The organism is Parvimonas sp. D9, from assembly GCF_035282565.1.
Classification (GTDB): domain Bacteria; phylum Bacillota; class Clostridia; order Tissierellales; family Peptoniphilaceae; genus Parvimonas; species Parvimonas micra.
In genome coordinates this window covers 44,380-69,097 of sequence record NZ_JAYKBM010000007.1, presented here as the reverse complement: position 1 = coordinate 69,097, position 24,718 = coordinate 44,380, and the positions used below count along the sequence as shown (strand labels likewise).

Annotated in this window: 27 protein-coding genes; 19 read left to right on the top strand and 8 right to left on the bottom strand. The window is 28.2% G+C overall.

The window, feature by feature from the left end:
- Positions 1-7: 7 nt before the first annotated feature.
- From VJI94_RS06910 to VJI94_RS06880, 7 genes are all read left to right on the top strand, one after another.
- The gene (locus tag VJI94_RS06910) at positions 8-802 is read left to right on the top strand and encodes an AAA family ATPase (protein WP_324008812.1); all 795 of its coding nucleotides are present in this window, start codon (positions 8-10) and stop codon (positions 800-802) included.
- On the top strand, positions 802-1,632 hold the full coding sequence (locus VJI94_RS06905) for a ParB/RepB/Spo0J family partition protein (protein WP_324008811.1): 831 nt from the start codon (positions 802-804) through the stop codon (positions 1,630-1,632). The genes VJI94_RS06910 and VJI94_RS06905 overlap by 1 nt, the downstream gene beginning before the upstream one ends.
- A gap of 4 nt (positions 1,633-1,636) precedes the next feature.
- Positions 1,637-2,785 (top strand): aminotransferase class V-fold PLP-dependent enzyme, encoded by a 1,149-nt coding sequence (locus VJI94_RS06900; protein WP_324008810.1) that lies wholly within the window; start codon positions 1,637-1,639, stop codon positions 2,783-2,785.
- Positions 2,785-3,282 carry a DUF4446 family protein gene (locus VJI94_RS06895; RefSeq protein ID WP_004832429.1) on the top strand — a complete coding sequence of 166 codons (498 nt, stop codon included), beginning with the start codon at positions 2,785-2,787 and terminating at the stop codon, positions 3,280-3,282. The genes VJI94_RS06900 and VJI94_RS06895 overlap by 1 nt, the downstream gene beginning before the upstream one ends.
- Entirely contained in the window at positions 3,282-4,160 is an 879-nt protein-coding gene (locus VJI94_RS06890) for a diacylglycerol/lipid kinase family protein (protein WP_324008809.1), read from the top strand. The genes VJI94_RS06895 and VJI94_RS06890 overlap by 1 nt, the downstream gene beginning before the upstream one ends.
- Positions 4,161-4,169: 9 nt before the next feature.
- Positions 4,170-5,141 carry a phosphate acetyltransferase gene (gene pta, locus VJI94_RS06885; RefSeq protein WP_324008808.1) on the top strand — a complete coding sequence of 324 codons (972 nt, stop codon included), beginning with the start codon at positions 4,170-4,172 and terminating at the stop codon, positions 5,139-5,141.
- 363 nt (positions 5,142-5,504) lie between these two features.
- Positions 5,505-5,951 carry a GNAT family N-acetyltransferase gene (locus VJI94_RS06880; RefSeq protein WP_324008807.1) on the top strand — a complete coding sequence of 149 codons (447 nt, stop codon included), beginning with the start codon at positions 5,505-5,507 and terminating at the stop codon, positions 5,949-5,951.
- A gap of 3 nt (positions 5,952-5,954) precedes the next feature.
- Here VJI94_RS06880 and VJI94_RS06875 read toward each other — a convergent pair whose 3' ends face one another.
- Positions 5,955-6,428 carry a hypothetical protein gene (locus VJI94_RS06875; protein ID WP_323988774.1) on the bottom strand — a complete coding sequence of 158 codons (474 nt, stop codon included), beginning with the start codon at positions 6,426-6,428 and terminating at the stop codon, positions 5,955-5,957.
- Positions 6,429-6,617: 189 nt separating this feature from the next.
- Here VJI94_RS06875 and VJI94_RS06870 point away from each other — a divergent pair, with 189 nt between their 5' ends.
- From VJI94_RS06870 to fni, 12 genes are all read left to right on the top strand, one after another.
- On the top strand, positions 6,618-7,118 hold the full coding sequence (locus VJI94_RS06870; RefSeq protein ID WP_269752569.1) for a hypothetical protein: 501 nt from the start codon (positions 6,618-6,620) through the stop codon (positions 7,116-7,118).
- A gap of 38 nt (positions 7,119-7,156) precedes the next feature.
- The gene (locus tag VJI94_RS06865; protein WP_324008806.1) at positions 7,157-7,837 is read left to right on the top strand and encodes a response regulator transcription factor; all 681 of its coding nucleotides are present in this window, start codon (positions 7,157-7,159) and stop codon (positions 7,835-7,837) included.
- A 2-nt stretch (positions 7,838-7,839) separates the two neighbouring features.
- Complete coding sequence (locus VJI94_RS06860; protein WP_324008805.1) at positions 7,840-8,742, top strand: sensor histidine kinase; 903 nt, start codon at positions 7,840-7,842, stop codon at positions 8,740-8,742.
- Between the two features lie 9 nt (positions 8,743-8,751).
- A complete protein-coding gene (locus tag VJI94_RS06855; RefSeq protein ID WP_324008804.1) occupies positions 8,752-9,558 on the top strand; it encodes a Fic family protein in 807 nt (268 codons plus the stop codon).
- 9 nt (positions 9,559-9,567) lie between these two features.
- A complete protein-coding gene (locus VJI94_RS06850; RefSeq protein ID WP_324008803.1) occupies positions 9,568-10,173 on the top strand; it encodes a ParB/RepB/Spo0J family partition protein in 606 nt (201 codons plus the stop codon).
- 9 nt (positions 10,174-10,182) lie between these two features.
- Positions 10,183-10,413: a GIY-YIG nuclease family protein gene (locus VJI94_RS06845; RefSeq protein ID WP_324008802.1), complete on the top strand. Its 231-nt coding sequence runs from the start codon at positions 10,183-10,185 to the stop codon at positions 10,411-10,413.
- Positions 10,414-11,066: 653 nt separating this feature from the next.
- Positions 11,067-11,717: an MmcQ/YjbR family DNA-binding protein gene (locus VJI94_RS06840; protein WP_324008801.1), complete on the top strand. Its 651-nt coding sequence runs from the start codon at positions 11,067-11,069 to the stop codon at positions 11,715-11,717.
- 440 nt (positions 11,718-12,157) lie between these two features.
- A complete protein-coding gene (locus tag VJI94_RS06835; RefSeq protein ID WP_324008800.1) occupies positions 12,158-12,922 on the top strand; it encodes an ABC transporter ATP-binding protein in 765 nt (254 codons plus the stop codon).
- Positions 12,912-14,903 (top strand): ABC transporter permease, encoded by a 1,992-nt coding sequence (locus VJI94_RS06830; RefSeq protein ID WP_324008799.1) that lies wholly within the window; start codon positions 12,912-12,914, stop codon positions 14,901-14,903. Before VJI94_RS06835 ends, VJI94_RS06830 begins: the two co-directional genes overlap by 11 nt.
- Before the next feature lie 239 nt (positions 14,904-15,142).
- Positions 15,143-15,685 carry an isochorismatase family protein gene (locus VJI94_RS06825; RefSeq protein ID WP_324008798.1) on the top strand — a complete coding sequence of 181 codons (543 nt, stop codon included), beginning with the start codon at positions 15,143-15,145 and terminating at the stop codon, positions 15,683-15,685.
- 10 nt (positions 15,686-15,695) lie between these two features.
- The gene (locus VJI94_RS06820) at positions 15,696-16,766 is read left to right on the top strand and encodes an LCP family protein (RefSeq protein ID WP_324008797.1); all 1,071 of its coding nucleotides are present in this window, start codon (positions 15,696-15,698) and stop codon (positions 16,764-16,766) included.
- An 11-nt stretch (positions 16,767-16,777) separates the two neighbouring features.
- Positions 16,778-17,794, top strand: coding sequence for a type 2 isopentenyl-diphosphate Delta-isomerase (fni, locus tag VJI94_RS06815; RefSeq protein WP_324008796.1), 1,017 nt, complete (start codon positions 16,778-16,780; stop codon positions 17,792-17,794).
- A 56-nt stretch (positions 17,795-17,850) separates the two neighbouring features.
- On the opposite strand, the gene VJI94_RS06810 is transcribed toward fni, so the two are convergent.
- The 7 genes from VJI94_RS06810 to rpmH all read right to left on the bottom strand — a co-directional run bounded on the left by VJI94_RS06810 (position 17,851) and on the right by rpmH (position 24,044).
- Positions 17,851-19,095 carry an MFS transporter gene (locus tag VJI94_RS06810; protein ID WP_324008795.1) on the bottom strand — a complete coding sequence of 415 codons (1,245 nt, stop codon included), beginning with the start codon at positions 19,093-19,095 and terminating at the stop codon, positions 17,851-17,853.
- A gap of 1,280 nt (positions 19,096-20,375) precedes the next feature.
- On the bottom strand, positions 20,376-21,746 hold the full coding sequence (mnmE, locus tag VJI94_RS06805) for a tRNA uridine-5-carboxymethylaminomethyl(34) synthesis GTPase MnmE (protein WP_324008794.1): 1,371 nt from the start codon (positions 21,744-21,746) through the stop codon (positions 20,376-20,378).
- Between the two features lie 77 nt (positions 21,747-21,823).
- Positions 21,824-22,519, bottom strand: a complete 696-nt coding sequence (jag, locus tag VJI94_RS06800) for an RNA-binding cell elongation regulator Jag/EloR (protein ID WP_029949630.1) — start codon at positions 22,517-22,519, stop codon at positions 21,824-21,826.
- Positions 22,520-22,532: 13 nt separating this feature from the next.
- A complete protein-coding gene (locus tag VJI94_RS06795) occupies positions 22,533-23,234 on the bottom strand; it encodes a YidC/Oxa1 family membrane protein insertase (RefSeq protein WP_004832450.1) in 702 nt (233 codons plus the stop codon).
- A 9-nt stretch (positions 23,235-23,243) separates the two neighbouring features.
- On the bottom strand, positions 23,244-23,456 hold the full coding sequence (yidD, locus tag VJI94_RS06790) for a membrane protein insertion efficiency factor YidD (RefSeq protein ID WP_004832451.1): 213 nt from the start codon (positions 23,454-23,456) through the stop codon (positions 23,244-23,246).
- Positions 23,453-23,794: a ribonuclease P protein component gene (gene rnpA, locus VJI94_RS06785; protein ID WP_004832452.1), complete on the bottom strand. Its 342-nt coding sequence runs from the start codon at positions 23,792-23,794 to the stop codon at positions 23,453-23,455. The genes yidD and rnpA overlap by 4 nt, the downstream gene beginning before the upstream one ends.
- Positions 23,795-23,909: 115 nt before the next feature.
- The gene (gene rpmH, locus VJI94_RS06780) at positions 23,910-24,044 is read right to left on the bottom strand and encodes a 50S ribosomal protein L34 (protein WP_004832453.1); all 135 of its coding nucleotides are present in this window, start codon (positions 24,042-24,044) and stop codon (positions 23,910-23,912) included.
- Positions 24,045-24,718 lie beyond the last annotated feature (674 nt).

The following is a 24,718-nucleotide window of genomic DNA, read 5'->3' as shown; positions in this document are numbered from 1 at the left end:
AAATATTATGAAAATTTTTGATGCTTTTAAAAAGAAAAGAGAAATGAGGATGATTTCCGTATTTAATCAAAAAGGCGGTGTGGGAAAAACAACCACTGTTGTAAATTTGGCAGCTGCTTTGGGTTTTAATAAAAAGAAAGTATTAGTTATAGATATGGATCCTCAAGGAAATTCAACTTCCGGATTAGGTGTTGAAGATACAGAACTAAGTATTTATGAAGTTTTGACCCATGAAAAAAATATAAATGATACAATTCAAAAGACAAAATCTAAGAATGTAGATATAATTCCTGCAAATTCCGATCTTTGTGGTCTGGAAATTGAACTTTTAAGTATAGATAAGAGAGAGTATTTGTTAAAGAGTGAAATAGATAAGATTCCACAAAATTATGATTTCATTCTTGTTGATTGTCCACCTTCATTAAGTATTTTGAGTATTAATGCTCTGGTTGCCTCTCAAAGTGTATTAATTCCAATTCAATGTGAATATTATGCACTAGAAGGTGTAAGTCAACTTATGAATACCGTTAATATAATAAGGAAGGGATTAAATCCTGAGCTTGAAGTTGAAGGAGTACTCCTTACAATGTATGATTCCAGAAATAATTTATCTTATGATGTAAGGAACGAAGCGGAAAATTATTTTAAAGATAAACTTTTTAATACAGTTATCCCAAGAAATATTCGACTTGCCGAGGCACCCAGTTTTGGAGAGAGTATAATATATTATGATAAGAATTCTAAAGGGGCTATTGCTTATTTATCTTTAGCTAAAGAATTAATTAAGAATAGGAGAAAATAATGAAGAAAAAAGGTTTGGGCAGGGGTCTTAGTTCTCTTTTGAAAGAAGAAGACTTTATTACTGATGAAAATTTATTAACTGTTGACTTGGATAAGTTAAAAGCTAGAGAAGATCAACCGAGAAAAAATTTTAATGATGATAGTTTGGAAGAATTGGCAAATTCAATAAAAGCTGATGGAGTTATCCAACCGATAGTAGTTAGAAAAGTAGGGGATAAATATGAAATAATCGCCGGAGAGCGTAGATTTAGAGCTTCAAAATTGGCAGGATTAGAAAAAGTACCTATCATTGTAAAAAATGTTTCTGATAGAAAAGCTAGAGAACTTGCATTGGTCGAGAATATTCAAAGAGAAGATCTGAATCCGATAGAGGAAGCAATCTCTTTGAAAACTCTGATGGAAGAGTATAAACTTACACAACAAGAACTTTCCGATATAGTAGGGAAGAGTAGATCCTATATTGCAAATAACCTAAGACTTTTGAATCTGTCTGATTATATAAAGGACTATTTGATTCGCGGAGAGTTAAGTCCAAGTCAGGGAAGAACATTACTCTCCTTAGAAACTGAAGAAGAGAGAAAAAAATATCTTGATAAATTGCTTGTTAAAGAGGTTAATATTAGAGATGTTGAGAAAAAGGCTAAGCAAAGTAAAAATAAGAATGAAGATATTTTTATAAAGGATATTTGTGAAAGGTTAACTGAAGTTTTAGATGCAAAAGTTAAAATTCACGAAAAGAAAAAAGGTGGACAAATAGAGATAAGCTATCTCAATGAGGCAGATTTACAAAGAATAATCGATAGTTTGATGAATATTTATAATTTGGAGTAATATTATGATTTATGTAGATAATGGAGCGACAACTTTCCCTAAACCTAAAACAGTAACCGATAAAATTATGGAATGTTCTTTAGGCTATGCAGGAAATCCGGGACGTAGCGGTCATAAACTTGCAATGAAGATGGATTCGGAAATTTACGAAACAAGAGAAAAAATTTGTAAATTAATCAATGGGACAGAACCTCTTAATGTAATTTTTACTTTTAACGGCACGGACAGTTTAAACTTAGCCATAAAAGGAGTCTTAAAAAAGGGTGATCACGTAATTACGACGTCAATGGAGCATAATTCAGTTTTAAGACCTCTTAATCAAATGAAAAAAGATGGCATTATTGATTTAAGTATTGTCTATGCGGATAAACAAGGTTATGTAAATCCTCAAAAGGTATGCGAAGCAGTAGCTCCAAATACTAAAATGATTGTAACTACTCATGTATCCAATGTTTTTGGAACTATTGTAGATATAAAGAGTATCGGAACATTCTGCAAAGAAAATAATATACTTTTTCTTGTAGATGCTGCACAATCTATTGGAGTTTTGGATATTGACGTTCAAGATATGAATATAGATTTACTCGCTTTCCCGGGACATAAAGCTCTTTTTGGTACAATGGGAACAGGTGCTCTATATATAAAGGAAGGAATTACTGTTAAGCCATTAAAACAAGGGGGTACAGGAAGTTATTCTCATAGCATAGATCAACCAGAATTATATCCTGACAGTTTAGAAAGCGGAACTCCAAATGGTATTGGAATTGTAGCTTTGAGTAAAGGAATTGACTTTATAAATGAAGTAGGTCTTGAAAATATAAGAAATCATGAAATGCAATTAAAAAATCATTTTATAGATTTACTAAAAGATAATGAAGATATTATTTTATATGGAACTTTAGATGATAGACAGAGCGCCGTTGTGAGCTTAAATGTGAAAGATATGGACAGCTCTGAAGTTTCCTATATCTTAAGTGACGAATTTGACATTTATACAAGACCGGGTTTTCATTGTGCTCCACTGGCACACAAGTCTTTAGGTACGGATGAACTTGGAGCAATTAGATTCAGTTTCGGTTATTTTAATACTATTGATGATGTTGAAAACTGTGTAAATGCTTTGATAAATATAATAGAAAGGAATAAAAAATAGTGAATGCAATATTAGAATTTTTAAATTCACATTCAGGAATACTCTTGTTATTAGTGTTATTTGTCTTGTTATTTATTTTATATCAATTCAATCAAATAAGTAAAAAACTAAGTCTTCAAAAGAAAAAATATGATATGCTTTTGAGAGGTAGAGGAGAATTGAATATGGGAGATTTAATTCAAGCTCACTCACAAGACATCTTTGAAATGGATAAAAAAGTAAATGAACTTGCATACGAAGTAGAAAAGGCAAAAAAAAGTTTTGCTTTCCCGATACAAAAAATCGGCTTCGTAAAATATGATGCTTTCCACGATTTAAAAAACAAACTGTCTTACTCAATAGCCTTATTAGACGGCTTTAATAACGGTCTGTTATTAACAACTATCTATGGTAGAGAAAGCTGTATAACTTATGCGAAAGAAGTAAAATCAGGTTCTGTAAATCAAGAATTATCAAAAGAAGAGTTTGAAGCATTAAGGATGGCATTGGAAAAATAATGAGAAAATTAATGTTTATTTTAAATCCTAACGCATCAGGTTTTAAAAAATTTGATTTTAAAGATGCTATAGAAAATTATCTTAAGGATAAAAACTTAGATTTTGATTATGATATTAAATGCTCAACCAAAGAAGGTGAATCCGTTTTTATTGCTGAAAATGCAGTTAAAGACGGTTTTAATGAATTAATTGCAGTTGGTGGAGATGGAACTATCAACGAAGTTGGCGATGTGGCTATAAAAAATAATTTAAAACTTGGTGTAATTCCTGCGGGCACAGGAAATGATTATATGAACAGTTTAAATGAGTCCTGTAATTTTATAATTTGTATGGAGAGAATTATAAGGGGAAGTACAATACTTGTTGATTATGGCTCATTTTTAGATAAGTCATTTTTCAACATCGCATCTGTAGGTTTTGATGCAGAAGTTAATGAATATGCCTTAAAAGTAAAAAAAATCATTAAAAGTGGCTTTGCTTATAAAATAGCAATAGCTTTAGCTCTATTTCATCACAAGAGAAAGAGATATAAATTAATTATTGACGATGTTGAATATGAAGATGACTATTTTCTAATAGCCATAGGTATTGGAAGTAAATATGGTGGAAAAATTAATATATTGCCATATGCCGATATGCAAGATGGACTTCTAGACATATGTGCTATTAAATACAAATCAAAATTTGATATAATAAAAAAAATAAAGACAATTATAAATGCAACTCATGTAAATGAGGATATAACTTCTTGCTTCAAAGCAAAGAAAATCAAAGTTATTTCAAAGAATGTCGAGATTAACTTTGACGGAGAATATATGTCCGGAGTTGATGATGTTGAATTTATAGTAAATGATAAAAAAGTGGAATTAATAATGTAGGGGGTAATTATGAATATTTTTGAAGAATTAACAGGAAAAATTAAAGGAACGAATAAGAGAATTGTATTTCCTGAAGGAGAAGATAGGAGAGTTTTAGGAGCTTGTGTTAGATTAAAAAAAGACGGTTTAGTAACTCCAATAATTTTAGGAAATGTTGAAGAAATCAAAAAAACTGCAAAAGAATTAAATGTTTGTGTCGATGATATTGAAATCATTGATCCTTTAAAAGCAGAAGACTTTGATGAATTAGTTGAAAAATTTGTTGAACGTAGAAAAGGCAAAAACACAAAAGAAGAAGCTGAAACATTTTTAAAAGATGTAAATTACTATGGAACAATGATGGTACAAGTTGGAAAAGCTGACGGAATGGTTAGTGGTGCTGTTCACTCAACAGGAGATACGGTAAGACCTGCTCTACAAATTGTAAAGACTAAACCAAATGTTTCAAGAACAAGCGGAGCAATGGTAATGCTTGGAAAAAATGGCGAAAGATATGTATTTGCAGACATTGCTATCAATATCACTTTAGAAGCAAAAGAATTAGCTGAAATTGCCGTTGAAACTGCAAAAACTGCTGAATTATTCGGAATAGATCCAAAAGTGGCAATGCTTAGCTTCTCAACAAAAGGCTCTGCAAAACACGAACTTTCACAAAAAGTTGCAGATGCTACACAAATGGCTAAAGAATTGGCACCCGATTTGTCATTAGACGGAGAATTACAATTTGACGCAGCAATAGTTCCGTCAGTAGGGAAACAAAAGGCAAGAGGCTCAAAAGTTGCAGGACATGCAAATGTATTTATCTTCCCGGATTTACAATCAGGAAATATAGGATACAAAATTGCACAAAGACTTGGAGGTTTTGAAGCAATAGGACCAATCCTACAAGGACTTAACAAACCTATTTCAGACCTTTCAAGAGGTTGTAATGAAGAAGATGTTTACAAACTTGCAGTAATTACCGCTGCACAAAGTCTATAATAAATTTTGAAAAACAAAACCGACATGGTTTTGTTTTTTTATGGGGGAATTAGTATTGAAGATTTAATTATTTAATATATCTACGATACATTCACTTATGCTTATATACAAGCATAAGTGTGAGATTTCCAGAGCAATTGTATCTAACGATACAATTACTCCGTCAGACCTACTTTTGTTTACAAGTAAACAAAGTTAGGGCTAGATTCACTGCACTCCGCTCTGCTACGTTTCGGTCGAAATGACGTATAAAGAAAAATCTTCGATTAATAGCCAGACGTTAAAAGTAAATACTTATCTTAACAAGTAGAGTTTTTCTTTAAAATTTGGTAAAATGTAATAAATCAATTTGGAGGTGGATTAATGGAATTTTTAGATACTTCTTTTTTACAAAATGATGAAATACAATTAGTTTTAGATAAATTTTATCCTGGAAATTTAGCTATTAATCGGGTTCCTGCCTATAGTTTTTATATATGCGACTTAAAAGGACAAAAATTAGGAAAATGTGATTTGAGAATTGGGCATAGCGAAGGTCTACATTATGGTGGAAATATAGGATATACAATTTACGAAGAATACAGAGGTCATCACTATTCAGCAAAAGCCTGTAAGCTCCTTTTTGAACTAGCAAAAAAGCATGATATGGAATATTTGTATATCACTACAAATCCCGATAACCACGCTTCAAATAAGATATGTGAATACCTAAATGGAGAGTTTTTAGGCATCTTTGAATTGCCCGAAGATAATGATATGAGAATAAACGACAACGAAACTCATAAATGCATCTATAAATTTGTATTGTAATATTTATTTAATTTCATAATCAATATGACGTTTTTTTAATTCCTTTAAAAAATAGTCATATTTTTTTTGCTCTTTATCCTCTGAAATATGTCCGATTCCAAAAGTATATCTAAAAAATCTACCTTTTAATTTGATAGCTACCTTATAAGCACGATTGCTTCTATATTTAGAAGTAGATATAATTTTTACACCTTCAATATTATCTGTATCAATAGGAAATAAATGATTTGAAGTGTATAACTTATCGCCCTCAAAATAACAAATAATTTCGTTGTGAAATTTTAATTTAAAAAGAATTCTAGTAAGAATAATATATGCTAAAATGAAATAACCTAAAATTGATAAAGAAAAAAATATATATGTACCAATGTATAAATCATTATAAGATAAGACAGTATAGGCTATATAAAAGCCTGAGCACAAAAACAATATAAAAATTATTCCTATCATTAAATATATTCCAAATTTATTTTTCATTTTTTACTCCTATTTCTAATTTAATTTTATTATAATAATTCTACCATATTTGCTTTTAGATGACTACATTTTACTTTAACTAAAATAATAATTATGCTATACTTATTTAAAAGAATTATTTTAGAATCAATTTATCTAGTTAATAATAAGAAGATAAACTATTTTTTAAATTTTTAAGTGGAGAGTTTTATGGAATTTTTAAATGATTTACAGAATTTTTATTCAAATATAGAAAAAATTGCAGAAGTATTAACTTCATCACTAAAAAATCAAAGTTTACCTATCGACTCTGGTTGGTATAATGACCATTATCATATAGAAAATGGAAATTGGATTCGGGAAGCTTATCCGATAAAAGTCCTAACTTTGAATGGATTATGTGATATTGAAATTGGATTTTTTAATATAGCCATAACTTCAAAATTAAAAAAGGAACAAGCTTTGTCATATAATTTTAGTAGTCTTGAATCTCTTAATTTAAAATATGATGTCTATGGAGTAGAAAATTTTTTATTGGATTTTAAAAATGAATTTTTTGATGAAAAGGAAACAATAAAAAACAAAATTAAAAACTCTTCAGAGGAAAATATTGCTTTTTCATTTTATTTTGAATTGAATTCTTCAAAAAGCAATATTCAAAAAATAGTTAATACAATTAACCTTTTAAGAGCTAATAAATTTTTCTATTAATATTAATAATTTAAAAAATACTCAAAGGAGTGATATTTTTGAAAATTTTAATTGTCGAAGATGATGAAAATATATTTGAAATGTTGAAAAAGGAACTTTTACTTTGGAATTATGAAGTAAAGGGGATTTCAAATTTCAATCAAATAGTCGAAGAATTTGTCGAATACCAACCACATTTGGTTTTAATGGATATTATGTTGCCATATAATAATGGTTATTTTTGGTGTGAGGAAATACGTAAACATTCAAATGTTCCGATTATTTTCATTTCTTCAAAGAGTGAAAATATCGATATTGTAATGGGTATTCAATTCGGAGCTGACGACTATATAACTAAGCCGATAGATTTGAATGTAACTTTGGCAAAAATCAAAGCAATCTTGAGAAGAAGCTATGATTTTACAAAGGACTTTGAATTTTTAAGTTTTGCAAATGTGTTTCTATATATGGATAAAAATATCATTAAATATAATGACAACGAAATTTCCCTTACAAACACTGAAACAATGATTTTAGAAACTCTTTTTAAAGCCAAAGGCGGAGTTGCTTCAAGGGAGTCAATTATGGAAAAATGTTGGCATGGAGATGATTATATTGACGATAATACTTTGGCAGTCAATATAACAAGACTTAGAAAAAAATTTGCAGATATTAAACTAAATGATTTTATCCAAACCAAAAAGGGAAGTGGATATTATCTAAATTCTAAAACGGAGTAAAAATGGATAAATTTAAAAATTATATTTCAAAAATTTTACCTGTAACGGTAACAACAATTTTTATATTATCAGTATTCTGGGTTGTTTTTTTACTTATGAATTTAAGCTTTGAAAGTTACTTCTTAACTTTTGAAATAATAGTTTTTTTCTATACGGTATATCTTGTATTTATGGCATTTTTAAATAAAAAAGAGGAAAATTTAAAAACTCAGATACAGGAATTGCAAGAAACTAATTTGAATTTAAGAAATGACTTCCTAGCAAAGGAAAAAGAATTACAAGAGTATTTTTTAATTTGGATTCATCAGATTAAAACTCCAATAACTGCAGGTAAATTAATCTGTGATGGCGATATTGAAAATGAAAATGTAAAAAATATAAAAAAAGAGTTGATTTATATTGAAGACTATACAAATATGGCTTTAAGTTATCTTAAAATGGCCAATCACAATACGGATATGGACATTTCACTTGTGAATTTAGACGATATTATTAGACCTTTAATCAAAAAATACGCCATTCTCTTTATTTCAAACAATATAAAACTTGAATATGAAAAGCTTAATGTAAAAGTAATTACAGACAGCAAATGGTGTATGGTAGTAATTGAACAACTTTTATCAAATGCAATAAAATATACTAAGAATGGGATTGTTTCAATATCTTTTAACGAAAAAGAAAACTATCTTGAAATAAAAGACAATGGAATTGGAATTAAGGATTCGGATTTTCCAAAAATTTTTGATAAGGGATATTCAGGATTTAACGGAAGACAAAATCAGAAATCAACAGGAATAGGGCTATTTTTAGTTAAACAAATTTTGGATAAACTCGGACAAAAAGTTAAATTGGAGTCAAAATTAGGCGAAGGAACAAGCGTAAAAGTCTATTTTAATATAGATTAGGAAAAAATTATGGAAAAAGATTTTTTTGAAGAATATATTAAACATACAGAACCTGAAAAAAAAGAAAAAGCATATGCTTGGAGTATCGGTATCGGACTTCAAGATGTTGACGGAATTAAGCCTTCAAAATATTTAATTGAAACTGCAAAACAAAATATTGAGGGAGAAATATCCCTAGAGCAAGCTGAAAAAATGATTACTGCTTATTATGAAGAAAAACCTAGCAGAGATAAAGAGAGAAATAAGGAAGCTGATGAAGTAGCTTTACGAATTACAAGAATTATTACAGAACCTGCTTTTTCTTTTACACCAAATGAATATTTATCCATTCACTATAGATTATTTAAAGGTATTTACTCTCATGCAGGACAAATAAGAGAATATAATATCACAAAAAAAGAGTGGATTTTAAATGAAAAAAGTGTTACTTATGGAAGTTTTAGCGAACTTTTTAAAACTCTAGAGTATGATTTATCTCAAGAAAAAAGTTTTAATTACAAAAATTTGAATATGGATGAGATAATAAAGCATTTAGCTCTTTTTGTGTCAAAACTATGGCAAATACATGTTTTTGCAGAGGGAAATACAAGAACAACTGCTGTTTTCTTTATAAAATATCTTAAAACTCTTGGCTTTGAGGTTGGAAATGAGTTATTTTCAGAACATTCTTGGTATTTTAGAAATGCATTGGTCAGAGCAAATTACAATGATTTAAAAAATGGTGTTTTTGAGACTACAGAATTTTTAGAAAAATTTTTAAGAAATTTATTACTTGGTGAAAAAAATATATTAAAAAATAGAGATTTGCATATATAGGAAAAACAAATGGAAATTAAAAGAGTTACAGACTATAATAATCCCATATTTTCACAAATTGTTTTAAATCAAAGGGGAGCCTTTTTAATTGACGAAGAACCTTATGAAATTGAAATAATTTCTAGTGACAGTGCTTTTGTGAAAGGAAAAAATAGAGAATTTTTTAAAAAACTCATTGAATATTTCAGATATTATTCTCCACATATAAATAATTTTTTTGATGAGAATAATAAAAAAATTATTTCTTTTGAAAAGAAGCGAGTTTTAACTTTAGAAGTTGATAAAATTCAACCTTCTCAATTTTACATTGATGAAGATAAATTAAATGCCCTTAAAAGTTTTATTAAAAATTCGAAGGATATTGTAATTCAAGTTGTAAAATCCGATGAGGGATATATCTGTGTTGATGGGCATACAAGGCTATTTATTGCTTTTTTAAATAATTTTAAAACTGTTCATGCCATAGAAATTGAGTTTGACGATGATACCAACTACTTTGTTTCTCAAGCAAAGAAAAGAAATATCTTTACTATAAAAGACTTAAAACTTGTATCTCACAGTGATTATAAAAAATTGTGGTTAAACTTTTGTGATAGCTATTTTAATATAGATTAGGAGAAAATTATGTTTCATGTATATATAATTTCTAATAATTTTAGAAATGTTTTGTATATTGGTGTCACAAGAAATATTGAAAGAAGATTATATGAACATAAAAACAAATTAATTGATGGCTTTTCTAAAAAATATAATTTGAATGTATTATTATTTTACGAAACTACAGAATATGCTTTAGATGCTATTGCAAGAGAAAAACAGTTAAAAAATGGAATAGAGAGAAAAAATTTGACTTGATTAAATCTTTAAATCCTGAATTAAGAGATTTATCAGAAGATTGGTGATTGTTATACGAGTCCTTTGCAGGACTTACTATTGCTTGTGAACAAGCAATAGTTGAGATCTTTCGACTACGCTCAAGATGACGTGTCGGGAGCTCTACTTTTCAAAGGGCTATGACGTGAATTGTTTTGTTTTCTATGCAACTTTTAAAGGAGTTTTGAATTTTTTTTACTTTTAACGTCTAGCTCTTAAACAACGATTAACCCCTATACGTCATTTCGACCGGAGTGTAACGGAGTGGAGAAATCTCATACTTTTGCTTTAGCAAAAGTAAATGTATCGTAGATACATTTAGAAATTTTAATTTTTATTTCTTTCAGAAATACTATTGCTTGTAAACAAGCAATAGTTGAGATCTCTCCGTTCCGCTAACGCTACAGTCGAGATGACGTATTTGGATTATTTTATATTCAAAGCATTATGACGTAAGTTGTTTTATTTTCTATATAACTTTTAAACAAAGTTAGAGCTAAATTCATTACGCTTACGCTACAGTCGAAATGACGTGTTGGGAGAATTTATTTGCAAAGAACTTTGACGTGAATTTTTTGTTTTCTATACAATTTTTAAATAAATTTTGAAATTAGATTACTAATAAGGAGAATTTTATGTTTTATAATGAGATATTTGATAAAAATATTTTTAATTCTAAACTTGCAATTAAATATGGTTTTTCAAAGATTGAGGATTATTATATTTTGCAATCAGGTATTGATGTAGAAAATTTTAATGCGATTGTTAAAATAGGAAAAGAGTTCTTTGAGGTAAATGTTATTGAATTGCCTTTTAATGAGGAATATATTTTGTTTAATGTTTCAGACAGCAAAGGTAAATTCGTTTCAGAAATTAGAAAAAAAGTTAATGAACTTATTGAAGATATTGTAAAAAGCTGTTTTGTATCTTTGGATTATAGAAAATTATTACTTGACTATGTAAAGGAAAAATACGGAACAATTCCTGAAGAGCCTTGGGAAGATAATAATCATGCGACGATAAAGACTTCAAATAGTAAAAAATGGTATGGAATTTTTATGTCCATTCCATACAAGACTTTGGGACTTGATAAAAGTGGAAAGATTGATGTTTTGAATGTAAAACTTAATCCGGAACTTATAGAAAGTCTAATTGATAAAAAGCATTTTTTCCCTGCATATCATATGAATAAAAAATACTGGATTACAATATTATTGGATTCGGATATGGATTTGGATTTGATCAAGAGCTTAATTGACGAGAGTTTTAAATTAGTTGAAAAATAATGTAAGACTAATGGAAATTTCATTATTTAAAGGGCTTTATGAGATCTCTCCACTGCACTCAGCTTCGCTTCATTTCGGTCGAGATGACGTGTTGGGGGATTTTCAGTGCAAAGTGCTATGACGTGAATTATTTTATTTTCTATGCAATTTTTAAAAATTTTTGAAGTTTATTTACCATTTACGTTAAGCTATCAAACGAAGATATTTCCATTATACGTCATCTTGAGCGAAGTGTAACGAAGTCGAAAGATCTCATACTTTTGCTTTAGCAAAAGTAATGTCGTAGATAGATTAAATAAAGGATTTTTATCCCTAACATTTCAATAACCTTACAAAATTGTAAGGTTATTTTTGTTTTTGTAATATTAGATAAATGTTTGGCCTAAAAATTTTTGCTAAAATATTATTGTAAACGAAAATAATATTTTTTGGAGGTAATTATGAATATATTAGATGTTAAAAATTTAAAAAAGATTTATGGAGGAATGGGACGTGTAAAGACTGAAGCCCTTAGAGATGTGAATTTTTCTGTTGAAAAAGGAGAATTTATTGCAGTTATGGGAGAATCAGGAAGTGGTAAAACTACTCTTTTAAATATAATAGCAACATTGGATAAGGCAACTGAAGGATCAGTTTTTATTGGAGGAAAGAATGTAAATTCTTTAAGCAATTCAGAAGTTGCAAGTTTTAGACGTGAAAAGTTGGGATTTGTTTTCCAAGATTTTAATTTGTTAGACTCTTTTTCAAACAGAGATAATATTTATCTTCCACTTGTTTTATCAGATATTAAACCAGCTATAATGAATGAAAAAGTAGGAGAGATAGCTCCTCTCTTAAAGATAAGTGAAGTTTTGGATAAATATCCTTATCAAGTTTCAGGCGGACAAAAACAAAGAGTTGCAATAGCAAGAGCAATAATCACAAAACCTGATTTGCTTCTTGCAGACGAGCCAACAGGAGCATTGGACTCAAAGTCCGCAGATATAGTTATGAAAACTTTCTGCGATATAAATAACAGTGGACAAACAGTTTTAATGGTTTCTCATTCTGTAAAATGTGCTGCTTTTGCAAAAAGAGTAATTTTCATAAAAGACGGTAGAGTTTATCACGAAATTTATAAAGGTAGTGACGACAACTTAACTTTTGCTGAAAAAATAAATCAAGCTCAAATCATGTTAAACGGGGTGAATAACTATGAAAAGTAAAATGGCTTCAAAATTTGCTTTTAGAAATATGAAGGCGAATGCTTTGCTTTTAACTCCATTTTTAATAGCAAGTAGTATTATGGGAACTCTATTTTTCGTAATGGCTTCCCTTGGACAAAATCATTATATAGAAAAAAATCATGAATATGTAGCAATCCTTATAAAATTTGGAATTTTTATAGTTGGAATTTTCACATTTATATTTATCCTATATGCCAACAGCTTTTTAGCAAAGAGGAGAAATAAGGAATTTGCCCTATATGGTATTTTAGGTTTAGAGAAAAAACATATTGCTAAAATTATTTCAATAGAATATATACTAAACTTTTTGACAGTTAGTTTCTTTTCAATAACAGGTGGATTTGTTCTTGGAAAATTAGCATTTGTTCTACTTAACAAAATAACTAAAAATATGACTGCAAAAATAATGGACTATAATTTTTCAATTTCTTCTGCAATATTGACTTTAATATTCTTAGCTATAATATTTATATTGATATATTTAACAATGATATTTAGAATTGGAAAATCAACTCCTATAGAACTTCTTTCAAAGCAAAAAAGGGCAGAGGGAGAACCGAAAAGTAAGTTTATCCTTGGAACTTTAGGCTTTATAATTCTATGTGCCGGATACTATCTTTCAGTTACATCAAAGGGGAATCTAAGTAGCTTTTTTGCGTTTTTTCCTGCTGTTATTGCTGTAATAATCGGTACTTATCTGGTATTCATCGCTTTTAGTATTTTAGTTTTAAAATTATTAAAAAGAAATAGAAATTTATATTACAAAGCAAAAAATTTCCTTTCAATATCAGGGATGTTATACAGAATGAAATCAAATGCAGTTTCACTTGCAAGTATTACACTTCTTTCAACTTCAATTATAGTTACTTTAGCTACAACATTGACTATAAATTCAAGTATAAAAGACCTTACAGATTCTATCCATCCTAATGATTTTTATTTATCATCCTCAGTAACAGGAAATAATAAAGATATATTAGAAAATGGAGAAGAAAGGAAAAAAGAAATCTTAAATATTTTAAACAGAGTATTAAAAGAAGATGAAAAAATTAAAAATCTAACAGTTAAAAAGACTACAATGAATCCTGTAATAAATGAAAATGGAAAGATTACTCCTTTGGGTAAAAGACAAGAATTATCAGCATTTTTAATCGTTGAAACATTGGAAGATTTTAATAAAAATAACAATACTAATTATACTCTTAATGACGATGAGGTGATATATTCCTCTAACTCTAAAAAGCTTAATAATTATGACAGTATGGATTTTGCCGGAAAGAATTATAAATTAGTAAAAGTAAAAAACTTATTTCCTATGAGCATATCTGCTGAAGGGATGATAATTATTGTAAAAGATAATGAAACTTTTATCAAAATGTTAGAAGAATATACTTTTAATTATAATGAAAAACAATTAAAATATAACCTAGATTTTAATTTTGATTTAGAGTCTGCTGACAAGGAAGCTTTTTATACGAGATTACACATAGATTATGACATATTTGTTCAACAAAAAGATATATTTAGTCATTCTTTGTCTTCAAAAACTGAAGTTGATGCTTTTGCTTATGAACTAAATGGCGGTCTATTATTTTTCGGAATGATAGTTGCATTAATTTTCATAACAGGAACTGTGCTAATCACATATTATAAACAAATTTCTGAAGGCTTTGAAGATAAACAAAATTACCACATAATGAAAAATGTAGGTCTTCCTGACTCAATTATCAAAAAGAGCCTCAGAGTACAAATACTGTGGATTTTCTTCCTACCACTTGTAGTAGCGACAATCCACTCAATATTCGCCTTTCCAATCCTATACAATATACTTGGAGGACTTGGCTTTAATAACATAAAAATTTTCACAATGAGTTTTGCCACAATTGTACTATGCTTTTCAGTAATTTACTTTATAATCTACTCAATAACTTCAAGAGTTTACTATAAAATAATAAAATAAACATTTCAAATATCATAAAATTTTAAAATATTTGGTTTTTAGTTGAAAAAAAAATGTATATAATGTATAATAAATGCAGTTTTACTATAAGTAAAACTGTATTTTTATTGTGAAACAACAAGGTTCCCGGGAACCACTCGATGCGAAGCATCTTGGAAGGTTGAGGTTCTTGTTGTGAATTCAAATTAAAAAAAGATTTATAATGGAATAATTATTTAATTTAGAATATGGAGATTTTTATGAAAATTGAAAATACAATTTTGCTGGTATTAGATATTCAAGAAAAATTAATGCCGGTTATACAAAACAATGAAAATATTATAAAATACACGGATATCTTAATTAAGTCCTGTAAAGAACTTAATATTCCTATAATTTATACCGAACAATATCCTAAAGGACTTGGCGAAACTGTTTTGGAAATTAAAAATTCTTTAAACGATGCAAAAGCAAAATATTTTTCAAAGAACAGTTTTTCAGCCTATGCAGTTATTAAAGAAGAAGTTTTAAAACTTAAAGATGAAGGAAAAACTTCAATTATTGTTGTAGGTGTAGAGACACATATTTGTGTATATCAAACAATTAAAGATTTAAAGGGAGATTTTGAAATTCTTGTTCCTTTTGAAACAGTCGGATCCAGAAATCCGGAAAATTATAAAGACGGATTGGATTTGATTAAAGAAATGGGAGCAAGTATTACTAATGTTGAAACTATACTTTTTGATTTAATTAAAACATCAGAACATTCTAGTTTCAAAGTGATTAGTAAATTGATAAAGTAAGGAGTTTTATATGAAAAAGAAATTTATAATAACTTTTATTCTATCTTTGGCTCTGTTTGCAGGTATCTTTTGGGTTGCAAATAAAGTTTTGGATATTATGGAATTGACTTCAAAGGTAGAATTTGTAGGTAGTGATTTAGGAGAAGGAAATAATATTGAACAACGTGTTGAAAATGAACTTTTATTTTTAGTTTTAGGTTTAGACAGTGATGATTTCAGTGGAGCTACAACCGAACAAAACAGAACTGATACAATGATCTTGTGTAAAGTTAACTTTGACACAGGAAAGATTGATATTTTATCAATCCCTCGTGATTCCAGAGTTATGGTTAACGGAAAACTTGATAAGATAAATCATGCTCATCATTTTGGCGGTCTTAAACTTGCTATGAAAACTACGAGAGATTTCTTAAACTTAGATATTGACTATTATGTAAGAGTTAATTTCTTCTCAGTTAAAGATATTGTAGATGCGCTTGGCGGTGTTGAAGTTGACGTGCCTGTTCAAGTTGACGTTGCTGAAGACAATGTTCACTTAAAACCGGGTAAACAAGTTCTAAACGGAAAACAAGCTCTACAATTTGCAAGATTTAGAGCAGGATATAAAGAGGGCGATGTAGGTCGTGTTAAAGCTCAACAAATACTTATAAAGGCATTGGTTAAAGAATTGACTAAAGCTAAAAATATCGCAAAAATTCCTGAAATTTTAGAAGTTGTTAAAAAGACTGTAAATACTAACATTCCTTTTTCAACAATTGCAAAATTGTCTTTAAAGGTGAGCAATTTAAGTGAAGATAAAATCAATACTCAAATAGTTCCGGGAGAATCTGCATATATAAATAATACAAGTTATTTTATTCCGGATCGTTCAAAATTAAATGCTATTGTTAAAGAAATGTTTAGTGATTATCTACTAAACAAAAGTGGAAGTTCTCAAGTAGATACTGACAAAAATAAAAATAATACAAATACAAAAAATAATAACAATAAAAACAATAATACTAACAATAGAAATAATAGTAATAATAGCAAAAACAACAATAATAAAAACAACAAGAACAATAAAAATAATAACAGATAATTTAGGTGAATATGGAAAACGAGAGAAAAAAAGAACATTTAGAGAATTTTTTAAAGAGCAACTTTAAGTCAAATACTCTATTTGAAAATGTGTATATCGAACATTTTGCATTAACCGATTTAAATTTTAAAGAAATTGATACATCAGTAAATTTTTTAGGAAAAAAACTTTCTTTTCCTCTTATCATAAATGCAATGACCGGAGGTGCGGAAACTTCATACGATGTCAATGAGGATTTAGCGAGACTTTGCAAAAATTTTAATATAGCATTTGAAGTTGGAAGTCAAAAAGTTGCACTACAAGATGAAGAACTTGTAGAAACTTTTACAGTGGTAAAAGATATTTTAGATAAAAAAAATATAGTAATTTCAAATCTTTCAGCATTATCAAGCCTTGACGATGTAAAAAAAGCCGTTGAAATGTTAAATTCCGATGCAATTTCTCTCCATTTGAATCCTGCTCAAGAGATTGTTCAGTTTGAAGGAGATAGAAATTTTTCCGGAATTTTAGAAAATATTGAAAATATCGTTAAAAACTCGAATGTTCCCGTTATCGTAAAAGAAACAGGTTGCGGTATTTCTAAAAAAACTTGTGAAAAGTTGTTGAATGTAGGTGTAAAATACATTGATATCAGCGGTTTTGGCGGAACAAATTTCATTGAAATTGAAAATTTAAGAAGAACGGATTTAGATTTTACGAATATTTATGGTTGGGGAATTCCAACTGCAAAATGTATAATAGATTGTAGAAATATTTCAAAAGACTTTACTCTAATCGGTTCCGGCGGAATAAAAACCGGAGAAGATATTGCAAAAGCTATTATACTAGGTAGCGATATGACTGCTATTGCAGGAGAGGTTTTAAGATATTTAGTTTATGGAGGATACAAATTCGCCGAAGATTATTTAAAATCTCTAATCTATCAAACTAAGATGATTATGTTGCTTCTTGGAGTAAGAAATATTGAAGAACTTAAAAAAGTTGAATACAAAATATTTGGAAAATTAAAAGATATATTAAATTATTAAAAAATGAGAGTTTCGCTAACTCTCATTTTTTTATAAATTATTTTAAGGGGGACTTCTTAAAATTTATTTATCTTTAAATCTACTTTTAACATATATGGAAGAACTATAAGCACCATTAAAGCTATTCCTGAAAATATAAATATATATCCACTTTTAAATTTATCAAATAAAAACGAATAAAATAATATTCCAAGTGGCATTAGAAGTTGACAACCTGTTCCCAAAATACTGAAAACTCTTCCTTGATATTCAAGGGGAACCGCCTTTGTAAACCAAACCATTACCGGAGTATTTATAAAATTTGCAATAAAATTAACTCCAAAAGCAAATATCATAAATATTATAAAATATGAAAAGATACTAAATTTAAATAATAATGCAATTCCCAAAAGTATCAAGAATCCTGAAAGCCCTCTAATACATTTAAAAGAAAATTCCAAAGGAGCTTTAATGTCCTTCATCATTGATAAAATTATTGATGAAACTATTACTGCCACCGGAAAAGTTGTGTTTATAATCCCGTAAAGATAATCTGAAATCTTAATTTCATTAATCAAAACATAGGGAAGGCCAATTGAAACTGATGAAAAAAAGAAATTTATAAACATCGCAAAGGAGATAATAAAGACCAAAGCTTTTTTATCTTTCATATAATTTAAACCTTCTACAAACATCTTTAAAACTTTTTGTTCTTCATTATTCTCTATCACTTCTGTCTTTATAAAATCAAAATTTATAAAAAGTACAATCAATATAGTTATAAATTCAATTACCGCTTCCAAAAGTACAAAATGAATTAAATCCAATTTTGTAAGTAAAAAAACAGCTAAAATTGGAGAAATTATATAAACTCCTGAAGATGCCATTTGCTCAAAAGATTTTACCTTTTGAATATGCTCTTCACATACAAGTTTCTTTGTAGAAGATGAAAAAGAATTATTTAAAAATTGATCAGCAACCCTTAAACAAATTAATAACATATAGGTATTAATTAAATTTGTTTCAGTATTAGAATTTAAACTTAGAGCATATAAAATCAAACTTACAATGCTAAAAAGCTGAGCAATTACAATTACAATCTTCTTATTGTATTTATCTACAACTCCTCCTACAAAAGGAAGTAAAACAAGTGCAACCAAAGGGCCTATTATTTGAGAAATACCGAAATTCAAAGCTGATTCGGTCTTTTTCAAAATCAAAAGTCCAATTATAAAAGACAAAATAGAACTACCGAAGTTTCCGGTTATAGTTGTCAAAATTAATTTTATCATCTGTTTTCTTGATTCTTTTAAGATATTCATGGTTTTCACCTCTTAATACTTTATTTTGATTATATTATATAACGTATAATATAATATGTCAATAGTTTTTTGTGAGTTTTTATATAATGGTGGATTTGTTAGGAGCATTCCTCTTCAAAGTGTTTGACATGAGTTTTTTTATTTTCTACACTCTTTATAAAAAAAGATATGTATATATTCTTTTAATTTCAATTAAGATGACATGTTAGAAACATTTCTCTTCAAAGTGCTATGACATGAACTTTTTTGTTTTCTATGCGATGCTTAAATGATTTTTGAATTTTATTTACTTTTAACGTCTAGTTACTAAACGAAGGTATTTCCTTTATACGTCATCTCGACTGTAGCGTAAGCGAAATGGAGAGATCTCATACTTTTACTTTAGCAAAAGTAATGTATCGTAGATACATAAAATAATTTATTTTGATTTCTTTCAGAAATACTGTTGCTTGTAAACAAGCAATAGTAGGTCTGATGCAAAAATTATTCAAATCTTTGATTTGAGCACAATAGACTGCGAAGATCTCATACTTTTGCTTTAGGAAAAGTAAATGTATCATAGATACATAGATTATGGAAATATCATAAATAAAATTAAGAATAACCGACTAAAAATATTTAATTCACAATTAAGTGGCTTTATGAGATCTCCAGAGTCATTGTATCAAAGATACAACGACCCCGTCAGACCTACTTTTGTTTACAAGTAAACAAAGTTAGGGCTAGATTCACTTCATTCGTTTCACTCATTTCGGTCGAGATGACGTGTCAGGAATCATTTCTTTGCAAAGTACTCTGACGTGAATTATTTTGTTTTATATGCAACTTTTAATAAAGTTATGGCTGGTTTCATTACGCTTACACTACAATCAAGATGATGTGTTAGGAGCATTCCTCTTCAAAGTGCTATGACGTGAATTATTACTATAAAATTAAATTATATATCATATTAAAGAATATAAAAAATTTTTTTTAATATTTTATAAGAAAATTAAAGATTATTTACTTTTAATGTTAAGCTATCAAACGAAGATATTTCCTTTATACGTCATCTTGAGCGAAACGTAGTATAGCGAAGTGTAGTCAATCTAGCCCTAACTTTACTTGTTTACAAGTAATAGTAGGTCTGACGCAAAGATTGTTCAAATCTTTGATTTGAGTACAATCGACTGCGGAGATCTCACACTTATGCTTGTGTTCAAGCATAAGTGAATGTATCGCAGATACATCAACTACAGCAAACTAATCCATCCCACAAAAAAAGACGGTTTTCACCGTCTTTATTTTCCTATACAGAAATTTGAAAAGATATTATCCAAGATATTTTCGGAAATATTTTCTCCGATAATTTCTCCAAGCACTTCGTAAGCTCTTCTTAAATCAACCTCACAACAGTCGATAGGTACCATATTTTTTAAATCCGCATAGAAAGATTTTAAATATTCCAATGAGCTCTTTAGACTGTTTTCATGTCTTACATTTGTGATTAAAGCCTTATCTTTAATCTCTATTTTTCCATCGAAAAACATATCTATAATCGCCTGTTCAAGTTTTGAAATGCCTTCATTTTTAAGTGCAGAAATTTCTATTAACTCAAAATTTACCTTTTCTTTCAATTTTTCTTCATTCAATTTTTTATCCAAATCTACTTTATTTAAAATTCCAATAGATTTAGTCGTATTTGCAAGATTTATTATCTTTTCGTCTTCTTCGTCAAGCTCTCTTGAAATGTCGAATAAAGCCAAATTTAAGTCAGAATTTTCACTTGCTTCGATAGATTTTTGTACTCCAATTTTTTCAACTACATCAGCAGTATCTCTGATTCCTGCAGTATCATTTATATTTAACTTAATTCCTGAAAGCTCAATGTCTTCTTTAATCAAATCTCTTGTAGTTCCTGCAATATCCGTTACAATCGCTCTTTCCTGTCTTAAAATTCTATTTAGTAGGGAAGACTTTCCAACATTAGGCTTACCAATTATTGAAACGTTAATGCCGTCTTTTAAAATTTTTCCTTTATTAGACTCTCCAAGTAATTCTTCCATTTCAGCCATTAATTTTTCAGTCTTTAAAATTAGATTATCAAAAGGCAATTCCTCCTGCATATCTTCTGTAAAATTGATAGAATATTCGACGAAACTTAAAATATCTAAAAGTTCTTCTCTAAACTCTTTAATCTTCTTACTCAAATGTCCTTCAAGTTGATTAATTGCACTCTTATGAGAAAATTCTGTCTTTGCCTTTATTAAGTCAATAACTCCTTCAGCTTGAGATAAATCAAGACGGCCATTTAAAAAAGCTCTCTTTGTAAATTCTCCCTTTTCTGCTAAATCTGCTCCGTTTTCAAGACATAAATTCAAAACCCTTTTAAGACAAACAATACCCCCATGAGTAAAAATTTCAACAATATTTTCTCTCGTATATGTATGAGGTGCAAACATAAAACAAACCATAACTTCATCAATGAGTTCATCTTTATCGTAAATATGTCCATATTTCATCATTCTATTGGATTTTTCATCTATTTCTTTTTTATCATAAGGCTTAAAAAAATTTTTTACAATATCTATCGACTTTTCACCACTAAGTCTTACAATTCCAATACCTGATTCACCTGTAGCAGTAGCAATAGCAACAATAGTATTTTCCATATTTTCTCCTTCTATAAGAACCTTGTTGTTCCACAATAAAGCAAAAGAACGTAATAAACGTTCTTTATAATTGCATATTAAAATTTCGGTTTGATAACAACCTTTCTATGTGGCTCTTCACCTTCACTCGCTGTAAATACACCTTTCATATTGTGTAAAGTTGAGTGAACAATTCTTCTCTCGTAAGCATTCATAGGTCTAAGTCTCATAACTTTTTTATATCTTATAGATTTTTTAGCAAAAGTCATTGCCATTTCTCTGATTGATTCTTCTTTTCTCTTCTTATATCCATTTATATCTAAAAAAACTCTCTTTTCCAAAGAAGTATGTCTTCTTGCAAAAATACTTACAATATATTGAATACTTTCCAAAGTTTCTCCAGATTTTCCAATCAAAGCCTTAAAATCATCAGATTTATTTATATACAAATTAACAGCTTCTTCATCTTCATCAGAAGCTATTTCACCGTCAACTCCCATTTTTAAAATTAAATCCTTTAAAAAGTCTTCAATTTTTTTTAAATCATCACTTTTAACAAAAACTTCATCCTTACAACAAGTTTCTTCGATACTATCTTTATTTTCTTTAATATCTTTTCCTTTTTCGTCTTTTAATGTAACTTCAACCAAAGCATCTTTTGACCCGAAGCCCAAAAAACCGCTCTTAGGTTTTTCAATTACTTTAACATCAACATCTGAAATATCAGCTGTTAATTCATTCAATGCAAGTTTAACAGCTTCTTCAACAGTTTTTGCTGATTTTATAACACTCATCTTTTGCTCCTTTCTACTGATTACTCATTTTTTTATTTTCGTAAGCAGTCAAAGCTAATCTCAATAAAATTTCTACAATATTTGTCATAGCCCAATAAAGTGCAAGACCCGCAGAGAAACTCTTGGCTGAAATAAATATTATAAAAGGAAATATATATTTCATAGTTTCCATAGACTTTGCACCCGGATTATCCTTTTGATCTCTATTACTCAAATCAAGATAAATGTATTGAGTAACTGCATTTATCAAAGGAAGTCCATATAAAAGAGGATCCGGTGCTGATAAATCCTTAATCCAAAGGAAATTTTTCATAACATTCGCATTTGCATCCCCAAAAATGTATAACAAAGGCTCTCTCATTACTGCAAACATTGCTAAAACTAAAATCAAGTTGAAAATCATAGGCAAACAACCGCCAAGTTGTTTAATTCCATGCTCTTTATTAAATTCCATAAGTTTAAGATTCATAGCTTGTTGATCATGTTTATATTTTTCTCTTATCTTTTGTTGTTCCTTAGCAAACTTTGCCTGAATCTTTTGATTTTTTATACTACTTAAAAATATTGGGAAAAGTACAACCTTAAAAATTATTGAAATTATAATAATACTAATCGCTAAATATGAAATACTTGAAGGTTCGTTAGGTAAAATTGAAGCAACTCCTTCATAAATAAATTTCAATACAGATCCCATTAAATTTCTTAAAAATGCCATTCATTCCTCCTACTTTAGCGGGTCATACCCACCTTTTCCAAAAGGATTACATCTTAAAATTCTCCAAATAACTAAAAAACTTGCTTTAAAAAAATTGTATTTCTGATATGCTGAAATCGCATATTCCGAACAGGTCGGAGTAAATTTACATTTCCCATGTCCATAAAGACCGGAAATATATTTTCTATAAAATTTAATCAATAAAATCATTAATTTTCTCAATTTAAAACCTTCTTTAAAGCAAAATTAATAAGTCTTAACAAAGACCTCTCAAGTTCAATGTAATCAATTTCTAAAGTGTTTTTTTTCGGTAAAATTACCATTTCATAACCTAATCCTAAATCACAAACATTAAGTCTTATTATCTCTTTTATTCTTCTCTTAATCAAATTACGTTTATTTGCTTTTCCAAACTTTTTAGTAACGGAAACACCGAACTTAACTTTTTTCCTATTTGTCGGTCGGATAAAAATGGTAAAATTTCTATTCCAAAAATTTTTTCCACGTCTATAAACAGTTTGAAATTCTCTATTTTTTCTTAATCTAATTTCCTTATTCATATATCATCTTTCTATTCATCATACTTACAACAAAAAATATCTAAATTGAAAAGTATAATAACTTTAAACAAAAAATAAAAAGCTGAATTTTAGAAAAGGCCACACTAACGTTGGCCTATGCTGATAAAACTTTTCTATTTTTAAGTCTTCTTCTCTTTAATACAGCTCTACCTGCTTTTGTACTCATTCTCTTTCTAAAACCATGAATTTTACTTCTTTTTCTTCTATTCGGTTGATAAGTTCTTTTCATAATATAGATGACACCTCCTTATTACAATCACCTTTAGGTTATTCAATAAAACACTACCATAGATTATAAGCTATTTTAAGTATAATTGTCAAGTAAAAAAACAAAAATTTTAGAAATTTTTTTACATCGATACATAGCAATTTAACTAATTTTAATCTAAAATGTAAATATTTACAATTAATTAAAAAAGTGATATCATTAGATTGAAATAATAATGTAATTTTGAAAGCGGGAAAAATTTATAAATACAAGCTTTTAAACTACAAAATTTGAAATTTAATTGGTAAGTTAAATTAATATAACATCTAGGAGTTTAACAAAAATGGAAAATAATACATTTAGAAAATTAATAAGAATATTATATTTAATTTTTATCTTTTCACTTGTATTTTACAGTTTACATATAATGCAATAAAAATAAATCTATTACAATATGTTTTTATTATAAAAAAATTTTTAATATAATATTTTTGTTTATATATTTACAATAATTTGCACATTAAATGCAATAAATTTGAGTTTTTTTTGGATTTTTGGTATAATTTAACTGTGAAAAGATGTTTAAAAATTTTTAAAGATAAATAAATTTTTGTAAAAATTTTAAGAGAGTTTTTTATAACATACTTTTCATTTTTATAGATTTTTTAACTGATAAGTATGATTAAATTAAGTTT

Bases quoted from the DNA above. Each gene is read 5' to 3' on its own strand.
- VJI94_RS06845 (WP_324008802.1), top strand. From the start codon at position 10,183: ATGTTTCATGTATATATAATTTCTAATAATTTTAGAAATGTTTTGTAT.
- VJI94_RS06825 (WP_324008798.1), top strand. From the start codon at position 15,143: ATGAAAATTGAAAATACAATTTTGCTGGTATTAGATATTCAAGAAAAA.
- VJI94_RS06840 (WP_324008801.1), top strand. From the start codon at position 11,067: ATGTTTTATAATGAGATATTTGATAAAAATATTTTTAATTCTAAACTT.
- VJI94_RS06830 (WP_324008799.1), top strand. From the start codon at position 12,912: ATGAAAAGTAAAATGGCTTCAAAATTTGCTTTTAGAAATATGAAGGCG.
- mnmE (WP_324008794.1), bottom strand. From the start codon at position 21,746: ATGGAAAATACTATTGTTGCTATTGCTACTGCTACAGGTGAATCAGGT.
- VJI94_RS06850 (WP_324008803.1), top strand. From the start codon at position 9,568: ATGGAAATTAAAAGAGTTACAGACTATAATAATCCCATATTTTCACAA.
- VJI94_RS06910 (WP_324008812.1), top strand. From the start codon at position 8: ATGAAAATTTTTGATGCTTTTAAAAAGAAAAGAGAAATGAGGATGATT.
- pta (WP_324008808.1), top strand. From the start codon at position 4,170: ATGAATATTTTTGAAGAATTAACAGGAAAAATTAAAGGAACGAATAAG.
- jag (WP_029949630.1), bottom strand. From the start codon at position 22,519: ATGAGTGTTATAAAATCAGCAAAAACTGTTGAAGAAGCTGTTAAACTT.
- VJI94_RS06870 (WP_269752569.1), top strand. From the start codon at position 6,618: ATGGAATTTTTAAATGATTTACAGAATTTTTATTCAAATATAGAAAAA.
- VJI94_RS06880 (WP_324008807.1), top strand. From the start codon at position 5,505: ATGGAATTTTTAGATACTTCTTTTTTACAAAATGATGAAATACAATTA.
- VJI94_RS06900 (WP_324008810.1), top strand. From the start codon at position 1,637: ATGATTTATGTAGATAATGGAGCGACAACTTTCCCTAAACCTAAAACA.
- VJI94_RS06905 (WP_324008811.1), top strand. From the start codon at position 802: ATGAAGAAAAAAGGTTTGGGCAGGGGTCTTAGTTCTCTTTTGAAAGAA.
- VJI94_RS06890 (WP_324008809.1), top strand. From the start codon at position 3,282: ATGAGAAAATTAATGTTTATTTTAAATCCTAACGCATCAGGTTTTAAA.
- VJI94_RS06855 (WP_324008804.1), top strand. From the start codon at position 8,752: ATGGAAAAAGATTTTTTTGAAGAATATATTAAACATACAGAACCTGAA.
- VJI94_RS06875 (WP_323988774.1), bottom strand. From the start codon at position 6,428: ATGAAAAATAAATTTGGAATATATTTAATGATAGGAATAATTTTTATA.
- fni (WP_324008796.1), top strand. From the start codon at position 16,778: ATGGAAAACGAGAGAAAAAAAGAACATTTAGAGAATTTTTTAAAGAGC.
- VJI94_RS06820 (WP_324008797.1), top strand. From the start codon at position 15,696: ATGAAAAAGAAATTTATAATAACTTTTATTCTATCTTTGGCTCTGTTT.
- rnpA (WP_004832452.1), bottom strand. From the start codon at position 23,794: ATGAATAAGGAAATTAGATTAAGAAAAAATAGAGAATTTCAAACTGTT.
- rpmH (WP_004832453.1), bottom strand. From the start codon at position 24,044: ATGAAAAGAACTTATCAACCGAATAGAAGAAAAAGAAGTAAAATTCAT.
- VJI94_RS06795 (WP_004832450.1), bottom strand. From the start codon at position 23,234: ATGGCATTTTTAAGAAATTTAATGGGATCTGTATTGAAATTTATTTAT.
- VJI94_RS06810 (WP_324008795.1), bottom strand. From the start codon at position 19,095: ATGAATATCTTAAAAGAATCAAGAAAACAGATGATAAAATTAATTTTG.
- VJI94_RS06860 (WP_324008805.1), top strand. From the start codon at position 7,840: ATGGATAAATTTAAAAATTATATTTCAAAAATTTTACCTGTAACGGTA.
- VJI94_RS06835 (WP_324008800.1), top strand. From the start codon at position 12,158: ATGAATATATTAGATGTTAAAAATTTAAAAAAGATTTATGGAGGAATG.